Annotated in this window: 20 protein-coding genes and 1 tRNA gene; 9 read left to right on the forward strand and 12 right to left on the reverse strand. The window is 43.4% G+C overall.

What is annotated here, in order from left to right; all coding sequences use genetic code 11:
• Nucleotides 1-24 precede the first annotated feature (24 nt).
• The 8 genes from BLQ57_RS18050 to ubiE form a co-directional block, all read right to left on the reverse strand.
• Nucleotides 25-2,517 carry a DNA translocase FtsK gene (locus BLQ57_RS18050; protein WP_087941026.1) on the reverse strand — a complete coding sequence of 831 codons (2,493 nt, stop codon included), beginning with the start codon at nucleotides 2,515-2,517 and terminating at the stop codon, nucleotides 25-27.
• Between the two features lie 56 nt (nucleotides 2,518-2,573).
• Complete coding sequence (locus BLQ57_RS18055; RefSeq protein WP_087941041.1) at nucleotides 2,574-3,614, reverse strand: quinone-dependent dihydroorotate dehydrogenase; 1,041 nt, start codon at nucleotides 3,612-3,614, stop codon at nucleotides 2,574-2,576.
• 69 nt (nucleotides 3,615-3,683) lie between these two features.
• Entirely contained in the window at nucleotides 3,684-4,325 is a 642-nt protein-coding gene (locus BLQ57_RS18060) for a hypothetical protein (RefSeq protein ID WP_087941025.1), read from the reverse strand.
• A 377-nt stretch (nucleotides 4,326-4,702) separates the two neighbouring features.
• Nucleotides 4,703-4,915 (reverse strand): hypothetical protein, encoded by a 213-nt coding sequence (locus BLQ57_RS18065; RefSeq protein ID WP_087941024.1) that lies wholly within the window; start codon nucleotides 4,913-4,915, stop codon nucleotides 4,703-4,705.
• On the reverse strand, nucleotides 4,915-5,658 hold the full coding sequence (locus tag BLQ57_RS18070; RefSeq protein WP_240507866.1) for a M15 family metallopeptidase: 744 nt from the start codon (nucleotides 5,656-5,658) through the stop codon (nucleotides 4,915-4,917). Before BLQ57_RS18070 ends, BLQ57_RS18065 begins: the two co-directional genes overlap by 1 nt.
• A gap of 4 nt (nucleotides 5,659-5,662) precedes the next feature.
• Nucleotides 5,663-6,421 carry an SDR family NAD(P)-dependent oxidoreductase gene (locus tag BLQ57_RS18075; RefSeq protein WP_087941023.1) on the reverse strand — a complete coding sequence of 253 codons (759 nt, stop codon included), beginning with the start codon at nucleotides 6,419-6,421 and terminating at the stop codon, nucleotides 5,663-5,665.
• A gap of 53 nt (nucleotides 6,422-6,474) precedes the next feature.
• Entirely contained in the window at nucleotides 6,475-7,287 is an 813-nt protein-coding gene (gene porT, locus BLQ57_RS18080; RefSeq protein ID WP_087941022.1) for a type IX secretion/gliding motility protein PorT/SprT, read from the reverse strand.
• A complete protein-coding gene (gene ubiE, locus BLQ57_RS18085; protein WP_087941039.1) occupies nucleotides 7,236-7,958 on the reverse strand; it encodes a bifunctional demethylmenaquinone methyltransferase/2-methoxy-6-polyprenyl-1,4-benzoquinol methylase UbiE in 723 nt (240 codons plus the stop codon). Before ubiE ends, porT begins: the two co-directional genes overlap by 52 nt.
• Before the next feature lie 123 nt (nucleotides 7,959-8,081).
• Here ubiE and yihA point away from each other — a divergent pair, with 123 nt between their 5' ends.
• From yihA to BLQ57_RS18100, 3 genes are read left to right on the forward strand one after another with little or no spacing between them, the layout of a single operon-like run.
• A complete protein-coding gene (gene yihA / locus BLQ57_RS18090; protein WP_087941038.1) occupies nucleotides 8,082-8,693 on the forward strand; it encodes a ribosome biogenesis GTP-binding protein YihA/YsxC in 612 nt (203 codons plus the stop codon).
• Between the two features lie 37 nt (nucleotides 8,694-8,730).
• Nucleotides 8,731-9,174: a DUF5606 family protein gene (locus BLQ57_RS18095; protein ID WP_087941021.1), complete on the forward strand. Its 444-nt coding sequence runs from the start codon at nucleotides 8,731-8,733 to the stop codon at nucleotides 9,172-9,174.
• Between the two features lie 36 nt (nucleotides 9,175-9,210).
• Nucleotides 9,211-9,519, forward strand: coding sequence for a hypothetical protein (locus tag BLQ57_RS18100; RefSeq protein ID WP_087941020.1), 309 nt, complete (start codon nucleotides 9,211-9,213; stop codon nucleotides 9,517-9,519).
• 400 nt (nucleotides 9,520-9,919) lie between these two features.
• Here BLQ57_RS18100 and BLQ57_RS18105 read toward each other — a convergent pair whose 3' ends face one another.
• From BLQ57_RS18105 to BLQ57_RS18120, 4 genes are all read right to left on the reverse strand, one after another.
• Complete coding sequence (locus BLQ57_RS18105) at nucleotides 9,920-11,848, reverse strand: CHU_0125 family OmpA-like outer membrane integrity protein (protein WP_087941037.1); 1,929 nt, start codon at nucleotides 11,846-11,848, stop codon at nucleotides 9,920-9,922.
• A 38-nt stretch (nucleotides 11,849-11,886) separates the two neighbouring features.
• A complete protein-coding gene (locus tag BLQ57_RS18110; RefSeq protein WP_087941019.1) occupies nucleotides 11,887-12,375 on the reverse strand; it encodes a hypothetical protein in 489 nt (162 codons plus the stop codon).
• 72 nt (nucleotides 12,376-12,447) lie between these two features.
• A complete protein-coding gene (locus BLQ57_RS18115) occupies nucleotides 12,448-13,239 on the reverse strand; it encodes a (Fe-S)-binding protein (RefSeq protein ID WP_087941018.1) in 792 nt (263 codons plus the stop codon).
• A 130-nt stretch (nucleotides 13,240-13,369) separates the two neighbouring features.
• Entirely contained in the window at nucleotides 13,370-14,707 is a 1,338-nt protein-coding gene (locus tag BLQ57_RS18120; protein WP_087941017.1) for a 4Fe-4S dicluster domain-containing protein, read from the reverse strand.
• 103 nt (nucleotides 14,708-14,810) lie between these two features.
• Between BLQ57_RS18120 and BLQ57_RS18125 the strand changes: the two genes are divergently transcribed.
• From BLQ57_RS18125 to BLQ57_RS18150, 6 genes are all read left to right on the forward strand, one after another.
• Nucleotides 14,811-14,886, forward strand: a tRNA-Phe gene (locus BLQ57_RS18125).
• A 270-nt stretch (nucleotides 14,887-15,156) separates the two neighbouring features.
• On the forward strand, nucleotides 15,157-15,648 hold the full coding sequence (locus tag BLQ57_RS18130; protein WP_087941016.1) for an RNA polymerase sigma factor: 492 nt from the start codon (nucleotides 15,157-15,159) through the stop codon (nucleotides 15,646-15,648).
• A complete protein-coding gene (locus BLQ57_RS18135; RefSeq protein WP_087941015.1) occupies nucleotides 15,645-16,073 on the forward strand; it encodes a hypothetical protein in 429 nt (142 codons plus the stop codon). Before BLQ57_RS18130 ends, BLQ57_RS18135 begins: the two co-directional genes overlap by 4 nt.
• A gap of 4 nt (nucleotides 16,074-16,077) precedes the next feature.
• Complete coding sequence (locus tag BLQ57_RS18140; RefSeq protein WP_087941014.1) at nucleotides 16,078-16,614, forward strand: DUF4252 domain-containing protein; 537 nt, start codon at nucleotides 16,078-16,080, stop codon at nucleotides 16,612-16,614.
• 178 nt (nucleotides 16,615-16,792) lie between these two features.
• Complete coding sequence (locus tag BLQ57_RS18145; protein ID WP_139162805.1) at nucleotides 16,793-17,314, forward strand: hypothetical protein; 522 nt, start codon at nucleotides 16,793-16,795, stop codon at nucleotides 17,312-17,314.
• Nucleotides 17,315-17,527: 213 nt separating this feature from the next.
• Nucleotides 17,528-18,004 (forward strand): DUF4252 domain-containing protein, encoded by a 477-nt coding sequence (locus tag BLQ57_RS18150; protein WP_087941012.1) that lies wholly within the window; start codon nucleotides 17,528-17,530, stop codon nucleotides 18,002-18,004.
• The last annotated feature ends 219 nt before the right edge of the window (nucleotides 18,005-18,223 follow it).

The raw sequence follows: 18,223 nt of genomic DNA on the forward strand, positions 1-18,223 counted from the left end.
GTCGATTGATATGCAACTCGACTACTACAAACTATTCAATAACTGTTCCAAACTAGCCTCATCTTGTATCAATACTTCACGTGCTTTGGAACCCTCGAAGGAACCAACCACTCCTGCTGCTTCCAACTGATCAATAATCCTTCCGGCTCGGTTATAGCCAAGTTTGAGTTTGCGCTGTATCAGGGAGGTGCTGCCTTGCTGATGAAGGACGATCAGCCGTGCAGCATCGTCAAATAGAGGGTCTCGATCAGAAAGATCAACTTCACCGATGGAGTTGTCTCCATCCTCACCTTCAAACTCAGGCAGGAGATAAGCGTCTGAATAGCCCTTTTGCTCACCGATCCAATCGCAGATGGCATCTACCTCAGGAGTGTCCAAGAAGGCACATTGGAGACGGATCATTTCAGAACCCTGAGAAAGTAGCATGTCTCCCATTCCGATAAGTTGATCGGCACCGCCCGCATCCAAGATCGTCCTAGAGTCAATTTTGGAAGTCACTCGGAAAGAAAGTCGGGCAGGGAAGTTGGCCTTGATGATACCGGTAATCACATTCACAGAAGGTCGTTGAGTTGCAACGACTAGGTGAATTCCAATCGCCCGTGCCAACTGCGCAAGTCTGGCAATCGGACCTTCGATCTCTTTGCCTGCAGTCATCATCAAATCTGCTAATTCGTCAATCACCAAGACGATGTAGGGCATGAAGCGATGCCCGTTTTCGGGATTGAGTTTTCGGGCTACAAATTTTGCATTGTACTCTTTGAGATTTCTGGCACCGGCATCTTTGAGCAGGTTGTATCGATTGTCCATTTCGATACAAAGGGAGTTTAAGGTATAAATTACCTTCTTGGTATCCGTGATGATGGCTTCCTCAGAGCCTGGAAGTTTTGCCAGAAAATGTCTTTCGATTTTATTGAAAAGCGTTAATTCAACCTTTTTGGGATCAACCAGTACAAACTTCAATTGAGAAGGATGCTTCTTATAGATCAGCGATGCCAAAATCATATTCAATCCCACGGATTTACCCTGACCTGTAGCACCCGCCATTAAGAGGTGAGGCATCTTAGCAAGATCTACAACAAAGACCTCATTGGAAATAGTTTTTCCTAGAGCAATCGGCAGATCCTTGTCCGAGCGCATAAACTTCTCCGTACCTAAAACTGCTCGTGCAGGAACAAGTTCTCGGTTTTTATTAGGAACCTCGATTCCTATAGTACCCTTACCCGGTATTGGGGCAATGATTCGAATACCCAATGCAGCCAAGCTAAGGGCAATATCATCTTCCAGGTTCTTGATCTTTGAGATCTTTACTCCCGGTTCGGGGACGATCTCATACAGCGTCACGGTAGGACCAATTGTCGCTTTGATTTCCTGAATGCCGATTTTGAAGTTTTCCAGCGTCTCGACGATTTTGTTTTTGTTTTCCTCGAGCTCCTGTCGGGTAACTGTGACTTTTTGTAGATCGTACTCATTGAGTAGATCGAGGGTAGGATATTGATACCTTGGAAGGTCAAGTGTGGGATCGTAAGGGTCTAGATTTTCAACTTCTTCAGCTGTTTTTTCTTCATTGACTGCTTTAGTCACTGAAAATTGCTTTTCCTCTACTTTTTTGGGTTCGGGTTTATCTTCCGATTCGTCTAGCAGGTTAACTTGATTGATCGAGAATAGGTCCTCTTCCTCTTCAGGCTGCTTTTTAGAATTTTTTGGTTTTTCTTCCTCAGCTCCTTTAATGATCCAGTCTGATCCGTCATCCTCAAACTCTTCCTCTTCGACTCCAAAAGGATCCTCATTTTTGGCCGCAGGCTTAATACTTAAGTCTTCAGAAGTGGACAGTTCATCCTCTTGATCCTCTTCAAAATCAGTATCAGTTGACTTACTGCTAAACCAGTCCAGTTTATCAATATCGAAGAAGAAAATCACAAAAATCAGTAGCGTTCCACCGATTAAAATGAAGGTACCCCATCCCAGAAAATCTGCCGAAAGCTTGGCCAGTTCATAGCCGAATCCTCCCGAAAGGAAGCTCCAAAAGGAATAGCCTTGAACCAAAATCACAATGTATCCGGTCAATAATCCCAACCAAAAGGTGAAGAATAAGGCAAAGGAAGCATAGCGGGTCAATGATATCAGCGAAAACCGGAAAGTCCAGCGAAAACCAATCAGAAATAGGAAAGGAGGGAAGAGAAAAGCGGCGAGACCAAACCACCGGTAAATCATCCAATGACCTGCCTGTGCACCCAAATAACCCAGCCAGTTTTGGGATTCACGGGCAGCTGCTCGGACTTCTTCAGTGTCAGAATTCATCACCACGCTTTGATCAGCAGGACCATTAAGCAGGTAGCTAATAAAGGCAATAAAGAGAAATATCCCTGCCGACATCAGGGTGATTCCGAGGGCGAGTACAAATTTGGAGCTCTTGAAAGAACCCATAGAAAATTTGAAACCGCTGCCTTTGGTACTGGGCTTTTTGGCTTTTTCTCCTTTTTTACGAAAAGTGTTGGTCCTGGGTGAATTAGTGGCCATGAATATCGATAGCGTCCTTGGGTTAGATACCGGATTTAAGGGTTAAGATGGTCAAATTACTTCGAAAAATAAGGGGTTATCCCCTTTTTGATTCGTTTTATCAAGGCAGGTCCCTCATAAATCATGCCTGAGTAAACCTGAACTAGACTAGCGCCGGCTTCCAGTTTCTCGATGACATCATCTGCGGAAAATATTCCCCCCACACCGATGATAGGGAAGGCCCCTTTTGATTTTTCATGTAAGTAGCGGATGACTTCGGTGCTTCGGCTTTTGAGTACTTTGCCACTGACACCTCCTGCACCGATGGATTCTACTTCTCCTTTATCAGTCATGAGTTGTGATCGGGCTATGGTTGTGTTGGTGGCGATTACCCCAGCGATTTGAGTTTCGCCCACGATTTCAATGATGTCATCCAGCTGTCCATCAGTGAGATCAGGCGCTATTTTGAGTAAGATAGGCTTTGGCTTTTCCTTTTGATCGTTAGCACTCTTTACTGCAGAAAGCAGCGCCTTCAAAGGCTCTTTTTCCTGTAAGTCCCGAAGATTGGGGGTATTGGGAGAGCTGACATTGACTACAAAATAATCTACATAATCGTGTAGGGCTTCAAGACAGTAGAGGTAGTCGTCCACTGCATTTTCATTAGGAGTTACTTTGTTTTTTCCGATGTTCCCGCCAATGATTACATCTGATTTTCGCTTTTTCAGTCGCTCCACCGCTGCCAAAACACCTCCATTATTAAATCCCATTCGATTGATTAGGGCTTGATCTGTAGGTAGTCTGAAGAGTCGGGGAAGGGGATTGCCAGCTTGAGGTTTTGGGGTCAAGGTTCCGATTTCGATAAATCCAAAACCTAGCATGGCCATTTCATCGATCAGCTTGGCATCTTTATCAAATCCGGCAGCAAGACCGATAGGATTTTTGAATTTTAACCCAAAAACTTCCCGCTCCAAGCTAGGATGCTCGTAGTCAAAGTTCCCCTTCACCAAGGATTTGACCAAGGGGAGGTTAAACGAAAGCTTGGTCATGTCAAAAGTAAAATGATGAGCAGCTTCTGGTGGAAGTTGAAAGAGTAGAGGTTTCAGTAGTTTTTTATACACAGCGCAGGATTTTTCGACCTGTACAAAGGTAGGCAATCCCCATTAAAATTACCCCAGGTAGAAGAGCGCTCAGCAGCTACAATCCTTGACAAGGTTTTTAATCCCTTTTCGGGTGGCCACTGTTACGGCTTTGGCGACACTTCCAAAATTCATAGAGAGCGTTTCCCCGTCACCGATTGGGATAGGAAGTCCATTTATCGTCGTTTCGACGGCATAGTCTGAGACAATATCTCCCGTGGCAGTTTCAAAAAGCCCCACTCGAAGCATGCTGCTGACTTGAGTATCTTCCTCCCAATAAGTACCCGCCTCAGGATAGTTGGGATCGATGGCCCTCCAGTTTCCTGACCAGCCACTTTCTCCCAAGCTCAATCCCAATAAATAGGGGATTCCCAATTCCAAATTGATATTGGCACGCTGTACGGGGTCATTGACGTCTTTGATGCCGGCATTGAGTAGCTCAAATTCCATGCGGTCATACAAGTCCACTTGGGTAAAACCCTCTTCTCTAAAAATTTCCAAAATCATACGTTCTAATTGATTGATTTGGCTGGTACTCAATTGCTGAAAGCTGGGTTCCCACTGTAGCGGCATAAGCAGTATGCCGTCTGATTTGCTGACGCAGGTCTGACATTTGATTCTGGGGTAAATTTTGGTGCTGGAGCAGGAAAAATAAAGGGAAATAAGAAAGAATAAAGGGATAATCTTTTTCAAAGTAGGCTAGTTTAAAAGAGAATGGAACCTCATCTTAATACTATCGAAATACAAATTAGGTTGCCTAATTCATCAGATTTTTACTTTGCATATCCCCTTCCTGAAAAACGAAACAAACGGACACCGAGAGACAGTAGGTGAGCGAAGTCGAACCAAGTCGAGGTGGATATTATGAAAACTTGGGTACCGGCAGAATTCCGTATTTCCATATTTTTTTGGATATCCGGAACTTTGCCAGTAGCCAATTTCGAAGTTCAAATGAATTAGTAAATACCTATTCTTGGAATTCTTCGGTCTTCCGTCTACGGTCTCCAAACCCAAAATAAAGAGAATATTCTTCTACTGGTAGAATAGCGAATAATCAGATAATTTTTTGATTACTTATCCGGCCAACCCTCAGCCCATTTGGAAAGAATACCCGCCAGCCCTGTTCCCATTAAAATAATGCTAAATGTCAATAGGATATCAGCATTGGGATTTCCATTGATTTTAAAATAAGCGCCTAGAATCGCCGCGGTGTTTGCCAAAAAGAGTAATCTAAGGCATAAATACCTTCTTCTGTTGAGTGATTTGAAAATTGACCTGAGCATTATTCTACAATATTAAATTTTTCACCGGCTTCTTTTCTGCTATAGGCATTGAAATGCCACCATTCCGAGCCGATTCCCGTAAATCCGGCTTGATTCATCACTGTTCGGAGTATCTCCCGATTTGCGATTTGCGATTGGGTGATGACCCCTTCTTCTAGCATTTGATCTTCCCTGTCGGGATAGGCGGCATAGCCGAAGAAGTCATAGCCTGTCCCCATGTCCAACACCGAATCAGCTTTGGTATCAAAAATGGTCAAATCCACTGCTACCCCGAAATTGTGGAGGCTCCCCACTTTTGGGTCAGCCACATAAAGTGGTTTGATACTGTCGGGTTTATCCAAATTGTCCCAGAGAATCTGCTGAACGGACCTCGGCCTTACTCCATCGTACACATGAAGCGTCAAGTGTGGAAATTCTGCTTGTAGCATTTCTTGGGCTTTTTGGAGTCGTACTATCGCCTCAGGCTGTAAATAAGCTCGGTTCAGCTCCCCATACACATCTTCTCCGAAGAAATTGTCCGTAGTCGAATATTTTAATTCCACGCGAATTCCGGGAATTTGCTCCTCAACATTCTCCAATCCTTGGTCGATGAGTTTTTGCTCAAGTTCCGGAAGTGGTGCCGGGTTTAATTCTGCAATTGGTCGGGCATTTCTGACCTGATTTTCGGTGAATTTCTCCTGCTCACTTTTAGGAGCGGAACAGGAAATTACCAGTAATGAAAGAATGAAACCAATGTATTTCAAAAGCTTACTTGTTTTTGTTGACTAAAGTAGCGGAAGCCTGGGCAGTAGGTAGCACGACAATATCAGCCAAAACCACGTGAGGAGGACGATTGACACAGAATTCTACGATTTCGGCGATATCTTGGGCTAAGAGGGGTTCGTAGCCCTGATAGATTTTCTCCGCCCGCTCTTCATCTCCCTTGAAACGTACCAAAGAAAATTCGGTTTCTACCAAACCGGGATGAATGCCGATGACTTTGACTCCAAATGGATTGAGATCAATTCGCATTCCCTGGGTAATCGCATCTACGGCGTGCTTCGAGCCGCAGTAAACATTTCCGTTGGGATAAACTTCTTTTCCGGCGATTGAACCGATGTTGATGATGGTTCCCGATTTCCTTTCGCACATAGTGGGAATGATGGCTTTGGAAACATAAAGTAGTCCTTTGACATTGATGTCTATCATAGCATCCCAATCCGCTGTGTCTCCTGTCTGAATAGGGTCTAGTCCGTGGGCATTTCCGGCATTATTGACGAGAATATCGATGTTTTTCCAAGGTTCGGGAAGGTTTCCCAAAAGCTTGAAAACGGCCTCCTTATCTCTGACATCAAAGGTCAAGGGAAGTAATTTCCTTCCTTCAGGCATTTCATTTTTTAAGGCTTCCAGTCGGTCAGTTCTTCTACCCGTAGCGATGATGTCGTAGCCGTTTTTGGCCAAAATCAGCGCACATGCTTTTCCTATTCCTGAGGTAGCTCCGGTGATGAGGGCGATTTTTTGTTCCATAGCTAAATGTAGGATTATTCCCCAAAAAACTAAAGTCAAGCGAATGTTTAGCCTTATTGAAAATTCAAATAGATAGTGATGTTTTTCCGCTTGATGGATGAAATCGCATCCCGGATGTCTGCCTGTGTATTTTCTGCTTGATAAATATTATTCAAGCCATGAGAAAAGCGGATCTCTGGAGCAAACTTAAAATATTTGAAATAAATTTCGAATCCCATCCCTAGCTCTATCGTGTAATCTTGCCCGGTCGTGACAAGATCTTCCAAATTGGCTTCTTCTTGAGTTTTGGTCCGAAACTGATAACTGGCGCCTCCCAGGAAATACATCCTTGTGTTGTTGAATCGCTGAGAGCGATATTTGAAAAGCAAGGGAAGCTCTACCATGGTAGATTCCGAATTAAGTGTGACGATATCACTATTGACGATGACATCCTCATTGGTATTGGGACTGCCTGGTGTAGGCTGGAAATTAGGCGGAAAGTAATGGATTTCAGTTTTAAACTCGTAAAAGCCCACCTTGGGAGTGAAGAGCATCTGTACTTGATCATGAAAACGCAGCATTCCGATAAACCCTAGCGAAAAACCTGGAGAATATCTTGGGAATATGCCTCTGACATTCGGAGATACATTATCCGCGGGAGTGACAAAAGCATCCGAGTATTTGATTCGGAAGCTGCTGTTGTGTCCAGCGAGGAAAAATCCATAAGAAATCAGTTTTTCATCCGAACCGGCGGAACTCGTCAGTCCAAACATCCCCTGTCCATAGGACAAGGAATTGGCACAAAAAAGGAAGAAAACAAGACCAAGCGCGAGGATTATTTTTCCCCGACGTAGATTGAGCTTATTCCAAAAGTGAGTGGTTTGCATACGGTGCTGTGAAATCCGACTTTTTTAAGTACAGCTAGAAAATCTTGTCCATCCGGAAAGGCCTGTACTGATTCTGGGAGATAAGTATAAGCAGAATTGTCCTTGGATACAATCTTTCCTATTTGAGGAAGCACTGCATTGGAATAAAAGGCATATGCTTGCTTCATCGGAAAGGCTTTTGGCTTGCTGAATTCCAAAATGACTGTTTTTCCTCCAGGCTTCAACACCCGATACATATCTGCGAGTCCCTTTTCGAGATTTTCGAAGTTCCTAACTCCAAATGAAACGATGACAGCATCAAACTTATTATCTTCAAAAAGCAAACCTTCTGAATCACCAAGGTGCATTTCGATTTTGTCCTCGTATCCTCGCTTCTTCATTTTCTTACGACCTTCGGAAAGCATCCCCTCTGAGATATCTACCCCGATGATCTTATCCGGATTCAGTGCCAAAGCCTCGATCGCAAAATCTCCCGTGCCCGTAGCAATATCCAAGATCAACTTCGGCTGATCTTTTTTGAGCATTTTGATGGCTTTTTTTCTCCAAATGATATCAATCCCCAAACTCAAGACATGATTCAAAAGATCATATTTCGGGGAAATATTATTGAACATTTCAGCCACCTGGGCTTTTTTGGGGTCTTCTTTATCTTTGTAAGGAACTACGGACATCACAAATCGGTCTAATTGCACGCAATATTACAGAAGAAACCCGAGGAATCGAAAAATGTTGAGATTGCTGAGCATTCTCCTGCTAAATATTATTCCCCTATTTTTGCAGAGAAATCAAAACCTATGATTAAGAAAGCAGAATTTGTCGTCTCCAATGCTGATCCGAGTAATTGCCCCAAGCCTGACAGGGCAGAAGTGGCTTTCATCGGTCGATCTAATGTGGGCAAAAGCTCTTTGATCAATGCCCTGACTGATAAAAAAGGCTTGGCAAAAACTTCTCAAAAGCCGGGCAAAACCCAATTGATCAATCATTTCCTAATCAACGATCGCTGGTACATGGTGGATTTGCCGGGGTATGGATTTGCCAAAGTCAATGTCAAAGTCAAAGAAGGTTGGGAAAATATGATCCATACTTATCTGATGAAGCGGGAAAATTTATGTGGAGTATTTGTCCTGATTGACAGTCGGCTGGAGCCACAAAAAATTGATTTGGATTTTTTACTTTGGTGCGGGACCCAAGGTGTTCCGGCGGCCTTGGTTTTTACTAAAGCTGACAAACAGTCTAAAAGCAAGACGAGTTTGAATGTCCATAAATTTCTCGAAAAGACAGAGGAGCTTTTTGAGGAAGCCCCGGATTACTTTGTGACGAGTGCAGAGTCCGGATTGGGGAAGGAAGAATTATTGACCTTTATCGAGGAATTGGTCAAAGAATACGAAAGTGGTTTAAACTCTTGATGTCATTTCTATATTTGCAAGCTGAAAACTATAACCGATGAATTTTAAAGATATTGCTACCGTAGCCGGCAAGCCCGGATTGTATAAAGTATTAAAACCTTCACGTACTGGGGTGATTTTGGAAAGTATGGATGAAAAGAAGGCCAAGTTGGTGGCAGGAATGTCTCAAAGGGTTTCTATCTTATCGGATATTTCCATTTATACCTTGACCGAAGAAGGCGCTGAACCCCTAGAGTCTGTGATGCAAAAAATCGAAGCGGAATTTCAAGGCGATCTCGGCCTTGATGCCAATCCGGATGATGCAGAACTGAGGGCATTCATGAAGCACATCCTCCCTGAAGTGGACGAGGCTAGAGTTTATACCTCTGATATTAAAAAATTGATCTCATGGTATAAAATCATTCGCGTTCAGGCGCCTGAGGTCTTAGAACCTTCAAGTGAAGAGGATTCTGAAAAAGAAGATCAAGAATCAAAATCATAATCCATAGCCCGCTCAGTCGGGCTTTTTTTTGCTAGTATGGAAAATTGGCAATCAGAAATAGAGCAATCGGCTTACGAATTGATACAGGTAGATTGGGCGCTTCCTGATTTTCAATCTAAATGGTCCGAACAGGAACTTTTGGCGATTCTTGCCAGAGCGATCGAGCAATTGCTCAACAGGGATTTTGAAAAACTCCTGCAGCTTTGCTATCGGATAGACCTCGGGGAGGAAAAATTGAGAAAAATCCTACATGAATCTGAACCCGACCAGATTTCCATGGATCTGGCCAAAGCCCTTTGGGAGCGGCAAAAGCAAAAAGCTGAAATTAGGAGGAAGTATTCTTGAATGAATATGCCAATGGCGAAATACCTCTCACTTCGTTCGATGAAATAAGGTTGGCTTCGCTTCCCAAGATACGCATTTGGCGAAATACAGCCTCGTTCCTCGGCTGAAATAGGCTCCCTGCGGTCGCGAGATACAGCTGTGCCGAAATACAGCATAAAAAATAAGCTTTTCTAGACTCAGGAAAGTTTATTTCAATTTATTTCAGCTCGCTTGCGAGCTGTTTTTCTATTGTATGTCTATCATATCTATTGAAAAGCTCCTGCTCTAAACCTGAATACACTGTCTTTACTACTTTAACTCTTTGCAGGAGCTTATTTCAGCTCGCTTGCGAGCTTTATTTCTATCGTATTTCTACTGTATTTCTACCATATATCACAAAACTTCCTACTTCTAACTCAAATCATTCCTGAATCTCAATCACCTTAAATTCTGTTCGTCGGTTGACTTGATGCTCTTCTTCGGTCTGTGCGTTTTCGATGATCAGTTGAGATTCTCCGTAACCTTTGGCCACCAATCGATCAGGATCAATTCCTTGGGAGACGATATAATCCACCGCAGATTGCGCTCTACGCTGAGATAAGTCTAAGTTATAAGCATCCGAAGATCGCGAATCGGTATGCGAACTCAGCTCAATTCTGATGGCGGGGTTATCTTTTAGAATCTGTACCAATTTATCCAACTCCACAGCGGCATCCGCTCGGATTTCTGCTTTATCCAGATCGTAATAAATGTTTTCCAAAATGATGGACTTATCCAAAATCAACTGGTCTAAGACGACCGTAGTGTCTAGACTTACATTGGTGACGTCTTGGATAAGTGTGGAGGGATCAGGTGTTTTCCCTCTTGTAGTATAAGTGATTGACTTGGAGAAATATCCACCTTTGGAGGTGATGATGGTGTAATCGGCCTCCGGCTCCATGGTAAAGCGAACGCGCCCGTTGGAGTTGGAGAAGTCTCCGCCGATTTGTTTGTTATTGCCGTCATAAAGCACCACCCTCGCTTGCTGTAGGATTTGATCTTCCTCTCCGGCCACCCGTTCCTTGGTCGTCACGTTGAGAAGTACATTGACGATTTTTGGAGTAGGGGTTTTGTCCTCAAAATAATAAATATCATCGTCCCCAACTCCGCCTTCTCGGTTGGAAGAGAGAAAGCCTTCTTTTGGATAATTCGTGAAGAAAATCGAAAAATCATCCGCCGAGCTGTTGATATTTTCCCCGAGGTTGGTGATAATTTGTTTTCCCTCTTCATTGGTTTCGGCTACGAATAGATCGAGCTTTCCGAATCCGGGATGCCCGTCTGAAGCAAAGAAGAATTTGCCATCGGGAGCCATTCTTGGAAATAGCTCATTTCCGGCCGTATTGATATTGGGTCCGAGGTTTACTGCATTTCCAAAATCTCCATTGGCCAGTTTGGTGGCTTTGTACAGGTCTATTCCCCCAAAACCTCCCGGACGATTGGAAGCAAAATACAGCACCTCTCCATCCGGACTGAAAGATGGGGTGGAGTTCCACCAAAATTCATCTTCATTCACCGGCATCCAAATGGGCTGAGTAAATCCAGCACCTCTAAAATAAGAGACAAACAAGGCGGTTTCTGGCAGATCTTTGGGAGAGGTGGAATTACCCCGTGCATAAATAATCGTATTTCCATCCGGACTGATGGCTGCTGCAGCTTGATTTAAGCCCTCCTCATTTTGAAATTCGGGTAGGGGTTGAATCCCACTCACATCCACTCGGAGGTCTTCGGCTCGCGTACGGAAAAGCTTCGTATAAGGAGCTCCCGTGGCCGGATAAATACCAGAGGCCTGTCTGGCACTGGTAAAATATAAAAACTGCTCGCTGACAATGGGGGCATAATCCGGACCGGAAGTATTCAGTTCTCGATAGTTGACCAATTCATGGTAAGGCCAGTAATTTTCGATTCCTTTGGCAAAGGCTATCCCCGATAGTTCTTGATCAACTCTAGCCAAAAGGCTTTCGTCTTGGGTGTTTTCTTTTGCTTTTTCAAAGGCTTCTTTTGCCTTTTCATCTTCCTGTTGGGCTTTCAAGCTTTGACCTAGAAAGAAGTAATTTTCAAAAGTAGGATCCTCTTCCGCCAACTTTTCATAATAAGGAGTCGACTTTTCTATGCGATTGGAGAGACGATAGCTCTCTGCCACGATTTGATTGGCCTCTAAATTTTCCGGATCCTCTTCCAGAATCTGACTGAAGGTGTTAATCGCATACTGATATTCCCCGGAAAGGTACTGCTCGGTTCCTTTTTCCTGAAGGCTTTTACAGCTTCCTAGGAGAATGATAATGGAAAGGAAACCCAAAAAGTAATGTTTCATGGTCATGGATATTGAGGATCTACGCTGAATATTACTAATTAATTTGGAAAATATTTATTTAACCAACTTTTCTCTGCTGAAACCCAAACCTGCTGAAGATCGGATTTAGCCTGAATCTGAGGATTGATCACTAAGGTATCGGGCTGAATTTCACCGGATTGAATTTTGGATTTGATGCCTAGCGCTTGAGTCACCTGAATCTTTCCTGCCGCCGATTTAAAACTCACCTTGCCGCTATCAGTAAGGTTGACTTGAAGTCGGGCTTCCAAATCCTTGAGTGTTCTTACTGAGCTATCGATGGAGCATCCGCTTGCGCCAGGACCGCTTTCATCCACTGCCAAAACAAGCACTTGCTGATCTATAATTGTGTAGGAAGTAGGTAGTGGATTGCCGTGGACATTCCAGCGCTCACAAAATAATTTTAGCTGCTGATCGATCCAATCTATTTCGGAAGAAGTAAACTCCCGTTCGGCCTGATAGACCCAAACGCGACTGCTCTCGGGCATATTTTCGAAATTGATGTACATTTTGTTTGTTCTAATTGAAAAACCCTTTCTACCTAACGGCAAAAAGGGTCAAATTGATTCAACTTAGGATGTTCAAATCCCCATATCTTTCGCGATCATTTCGGCGAGGTCATAGACCTTGACCTTTTCTTCCTGCTCTTTGTTTTTGACCCCATCGGTCATCATGGTCAAGCAGAATGGACATCCTACGGCAATGGTACTTGCTCCAGTCGCTAAGGCTTCTTCAGTCCGCTCGATATTGATGTCTTTTTTTCCGTTTTCAGGTTCTTTAAACATTTGTCCGCCTCCTGCCCCACAGCAGAGTCCTTTGGTGCGGCAGCGCTTCATTTCGACCAACTCCACGTCCAAAGCCTTGATGACTTCCCGAGGAGCTTCATAGACATTATTGGCGCGGCCTAGAAAGCAGGAATCGTGAAAGGTGATTTTCTTCCCTTTGAACTCTCCCCCGCCTTTCAAAGCAACTTTACCCTCATTGATCAATTGCTGGAGAAACTGGGAATGATGTATGACTTCGTATTCGCCTCCGAGGGCAGGATATTCATTTTTGATGGTATTAAAGCAATGCGGACAAGCCGTTACTACCTTTTTGATGTTGTATCCATTGAGTACTTGGATATTGGCAACGGCCTGCATTTGAAACAGAAATTCATTTCCAGCACGTCGGGCAGGATCTCCCGTACAGGCCTCCTCCGGGCCCAAAACGGCAAATGAAACTCCTACTTTGTTCAATATTTTTACAAAAGCCTGGGTCACGGCTTTGTATCGGTCGTCAAATGAACCGGCACAGCCTACCCAAAAAAGGACTTCGGGCTCCTGCCCATTTGCAGCCATTTCGGCCATGGTGGGTACTTTATAGGTTGACATAATTCTGATTTACGATTTAAGATTTTGGATTTACGAGTGGCTGAGAAGCTTTTGACCTTATGCTTTAAAGTGGAGGCTCAATTTTCATATTGGGCAAGCATCGGACATCGGACTTCCAGCATCGGACTTTCTACTTGTTCATTTCTTCTTCCTTGACGGAATCGGCCCAATTGAAGCGATCTTGAGGACTGAATTTCCAAGGAGAGAAGCTGGTTTCCATGTTTTGGAACATGGCATTCCACTGTGCAGGGGATCCGGACTCCTCCATGGCAGTATAGCGTCTCAACTGCAAAATAATAGATAGGGGATCAATATTGACGGGGCAGGCTTCTACACAGGCATTGCAGGAAGTGCATGCATTGATTTCCTCCTGTGTGATGTAATCGCCCAAAAGTGATTTGCCGTCTTCCAGTCCCGGACCACCACTATCCAAGCTTTTTCCTACTTCCTCCGCACGGTCGCGGACATCCATCATGATTTTTCTTGGGGATAATTTTTTACCGGTCAGATTGGCGGGGCATTCAGCCGTGCATCTTCCGCATTCGGTGCAGGAGTAGGCATTCAATACATTGACCCAAGTGAGGTCATTGATGTCTTTAGCACCAAACCGGCCAATCTCAGCAGGAGGTTCGGAGGCATTATCCGAAGGAATTCCCAGCATCATATTGACTTCATTAGTCACCTCGGGCATGTTGATCATTTCGCCTTTAGGCTTCAGGTTGGAATACCAAGTATTGGGAAAAGCCAAGAAAATATGCAAATGCTTGGAATAGGTCACGTAAATAGCAAAGGCCAATATCCCTGCGATGTGAAACCACCAAGCAAATCGCTCAATGAAAACCAGCGTTCCGTTGGAAAATCCTTCGAATAGGGGCTGAATCAGACTGCTGAAAAACAAGGTGCCTAACGCGATGTAATGCTCATCTCCTCTATTAGCCAAAATCTGATCCGTAGCATTCATGGTCAGAATAGCGAACATCAAAACGATCTCAATCACCAAAATCAAGTTCCCATCCAAAGCGGGCCAGCCTTTCATTTCAGGCTTTTGGAATCGCTCTACTTTGGTGACATTTCTTCTCATCAGGAAGGCCACACAGGCAAGTAATACTGCCACTGCCAGAAATTCGAAAATATTCATGGCTACAGTATATACTCCGCCTAAAATCGGAGCAAATAGCCGATGAGTGCCTAATATTCCGTCGAGAATAAATTCCAATACTTCCAAATTGATCACCACAAAACCGACATAGATCAGCAGGTGGAGAAAGGCGGGGATAAAGCGTTTAAACATTTTCTGCTGTCCAAAAGCCACGAGAAACATGGTTTTCCAGCGGGTGTCTGTTTGGTCATTTCGGGTTTCGGCTTTTCCGAGGAGAATGTTTCTTTTCAGAAATTGGATCCTTTTGCTCAGAATATAGCCTGCAGCGCCTAAAATGATCAAAAATGCGAGTTGAGGTAAAAAGCTCATATTGATGATATTAGCGTTTTGTTTGGGTTTATGTAAATAATTTTTTCTTCAAATGATTTGTATCGAAATACCAAATACCTACCTTTGCATCACTTTACAAAACGGTGATGTAGCTCAGTTGGTAGAGCATCGGACTGAAAATCCGTGAGTCGGTGGTTCGAGTCCACTCATCACCACCAGCCCTGAAGCAATTCAGGGCTTTTTTTATGTCATTATTTTCGGACCTTCTGTTCATCTTCTATTCTGTTCTTGTTCGCAAAATATAAAATAGTCTGCATGCATACTATTTTAAGGCTAATTTAAAACAAATCTAAAATCAGGTTCAGTGAAATTAACAGATTGTAAGGTAAACTGTTGGAAATAGCTTGGAATGCCCACTTTTGTGAGATAAATCAAAAAAAACTCGATAAAGCTGTAACTTTTTGGAATCCCATGCATCACCTACCTGAATGAAGTCATTTTTTGAAGCACATATTTGGCCCATGCGAAGTCGACTGTATCGGCTCATTTATCTGTGGGTAAGAGACAGAAGTCTTGCCGAAGATTTGCTTCAAAATGTCTTTGAGCGTTCTTTTCAAAAACAGGAGGAGCTTCAAAAGCACCCCAATCTTAAGGGTTGGCTGGTGAAATCATTGAAAAATGAGGCTTTAATGCACTTTCGACAGTCTTCCAAGCTTAGTGCTTTGGATGATTTGGAAAACCTTCCAATCGCTGAGGACAGGGAAGAGAAGCAGGAGGATCGTTTAGAAATCGTTTACCTACTGCTTCGTGATTTGCCTAAAAAACAACAGGAGATCTTCCAATTGCGCGAAATGGAAGGCTTGACGTATGAGGAAATTGCCGAGTACCTCGAGATAAGTTTGGAGCAGGTCAAAGTCAGTTTACACCGGGCAAGGCAATCTATTCGAAAAGAATTGATAAAGAAAAAAGAAGAATCATGACTACCAGAATCGAGTTCTTACGCAATAAATATTATGCTGCTGAGACGAGTCTTGCCGAAGAGCAGGAGCTTAGGGCTTTACTTCGTGAATCAGAGGGCTATGAGGAGGACAAGATGCTTTTTGGCCTACTTGAGGCAGGACTTAGTGCTGAACCGGATCAGCTAACCTACCCAAAAAGCAGAAAGTCCATCACGCTAAACTTTCAATGGCTGGGTTGGGCGGCAGCTTTGGTTGTAATGGTTGGCAGTCTTTGGATGTATCGAGGCTATGTAGTGCAACAGCGAGAGGAAGCCGCCTTTCGCGAGGTAATGCAGGCCTTGTCCATCGTGCAGGGAAATTTGGAAAGAGGCAGGGATCAATTGGATCCCCTAAAAGAGTTGCGCTACCTGAATACACCTCAGGAGCTATTTGATTTAGACCAATAGAAATATGAAAAAGATAATTATACTACTGACACTCCTCTTGGGAGTATTCTTCCAGGGTTTTGCCCAAGAAGATGCAATACAGCGTTTTTTTTCCAAATACATGGAAGACGATCGCTTTAGTCGTGTGTACATTTCACCCAAAATGATGCAGATGGCCGGAGGCTTTCTGAAAAATAATGCGGGAGATGATCAAGATACCGAGGATATGGGAAGCCTGATTTCTAAAATCAAGGGAATTCGCATTCTGTCCTCCGAGGAAGTCGACGGGATGACATTGTACAAGGAAGCGATGGGTACCCTGACCAAAAACCAATACGAAGAACTGATGGATGTGCAAGACAAGGGGAGTAGCTTGAAATTTATGATTCGGGAGCGAAATGGTCTGATTCAGGAATTGATGATGGTTTCGGGCAGCGGGAAGGAATTTTCGCTAATCTCTCTTCTTGGAAGCTTTACCTATGAGGATCTGAATTTATTGGCGGAAAAGACCTCCCTCCCGGGGATGGATAAATATGGAAAGGGTCCGAAAGGGATAAAGTAAGACGAAAGATGGGAGACGGAAGATCGGAGACCGAAGACTGAAGGCCGGAAAGGGGAGACGGGAGACCGAAGACGGAAGATAGGCTTGTCAATAAAATCTTCACCCTGCTTTTGGCGGGATGGGTTTTACAGGGTAAAAAGAGGACATACAATTATTAGTGATTAAAATGAATAAACAAATGAGAAATACTTTCTTTTTGGCATTGGGCTTTTTGGCTTTGGCGTTTACAGCCTCTGCTCAAAATGATCCCTACACCTCCATCAATCAAAAACTGGCTAACCAAGCCCAAGAGCCCAGTCAACTTTGGCCTATGGATTTGGAAGGAATACCGGTCAAGGATGAAGCCTTGAAATTGAAATACACCTTTCCTTTTCTATCTGAGGATTCTGAATTGGCATTTAATTTCAGCCAATTTAAAAAATTGGAAAGCAGCGTGTACGATTTATCAAAGTTGAATGCTAAAGAATTGATCGAGGGATTTAATGCAGGGATTCCTTCAGATTTTAAGGAAGATTTCTCCAAAATTGGATCCGAAGACTTTTGCTTGATGTATTCCAAGGCTGAGAAAAATCAGCCTAAGGAAGTCTATCTGATGGTCGGAAACCGAAATCAGGCAGAATTACTTCACTTTACCTACTCACAGGATGCCGGCACAAATCACCAAAACCTCAAAATTGAATTAAATAACGTATTAAACTAAACCAACAGATGAAATCGAGCATGACGTAGCCGTCACACACTGGTATGACTATCATCCATGCGAGATTCCACCCCGATACTCGGGACAAGTTGTGACCATTAAAAAACAATTATAGACACATGAATTCGAGCATGACCCAAAGCGACACACAGTGGTATGATTATAATGCTTGCGAAGATTCCATGTGGCCATTAAAAATCAAATTATAAACACATGAAAAAGCTACTATTCACTTTGGCCTTTGTAGGCCTTGCAGTTCAACTCTCCGCTCAAAGTAAATCAATCGCACAGCTCAAGGAAAAATACAAAGGACACGAAGACTTCTTTAATATGGAGTTGGGAGGTAATTTCCTCAACTTTGCCGAAGGCTTCAAGATTGATATCGATGAAGACGATATGGCCACTGTGGCCAAATCCATAGAGAAGCTCAACTTCTTCAAGCTTCCTGAAAATGCCGATAGAAGCGGTGCTGAATATAAGGCTCTCAAAAAAGGTTTAGAAAAAGAGCGCTATGAATTACTGATGGAAATGGCAGATGAGGGCGAAATCCGGGTTTATTCTAAAGGTGCAAAAACCATTTCTGACTTGGTTGTTTTGGTAGGAGGAGGTGAGGGGGATCTTATGGTGGTCGAACTCAAAGGAAGTTTTGCTCAGGAAATGGTGGAAAAAGCCATGGCTCAGCGGCAGTAATTGACCCAATTAATCTCATAAATTGACCCGGTTAGATTTCATCTTTCCGGGTTTTTTCGTCCTTAAAGGAGTAGATTTTTGAATTTTTAAAAAAAAGTAAAAATTTTTTTCTTCCATACAAACGATTGCGAAATCATTAAATTACAGATACGTGTAATGACAAGATTTTGTAAAAAATAATGAAACCAAATAAAATTTTAAAAAAGGCTATTTTTCCCT

Source organism: Algoriphagus faecimaris, assembly GCF_900101705.1.
Classification (GTDB): domain Bacteria; phylum Bacteroidota; class Bacteroidia; order Cytophagales; family Cyclobacteriaceae; genus Algoriphagus; species Algoriphagus faecimaris.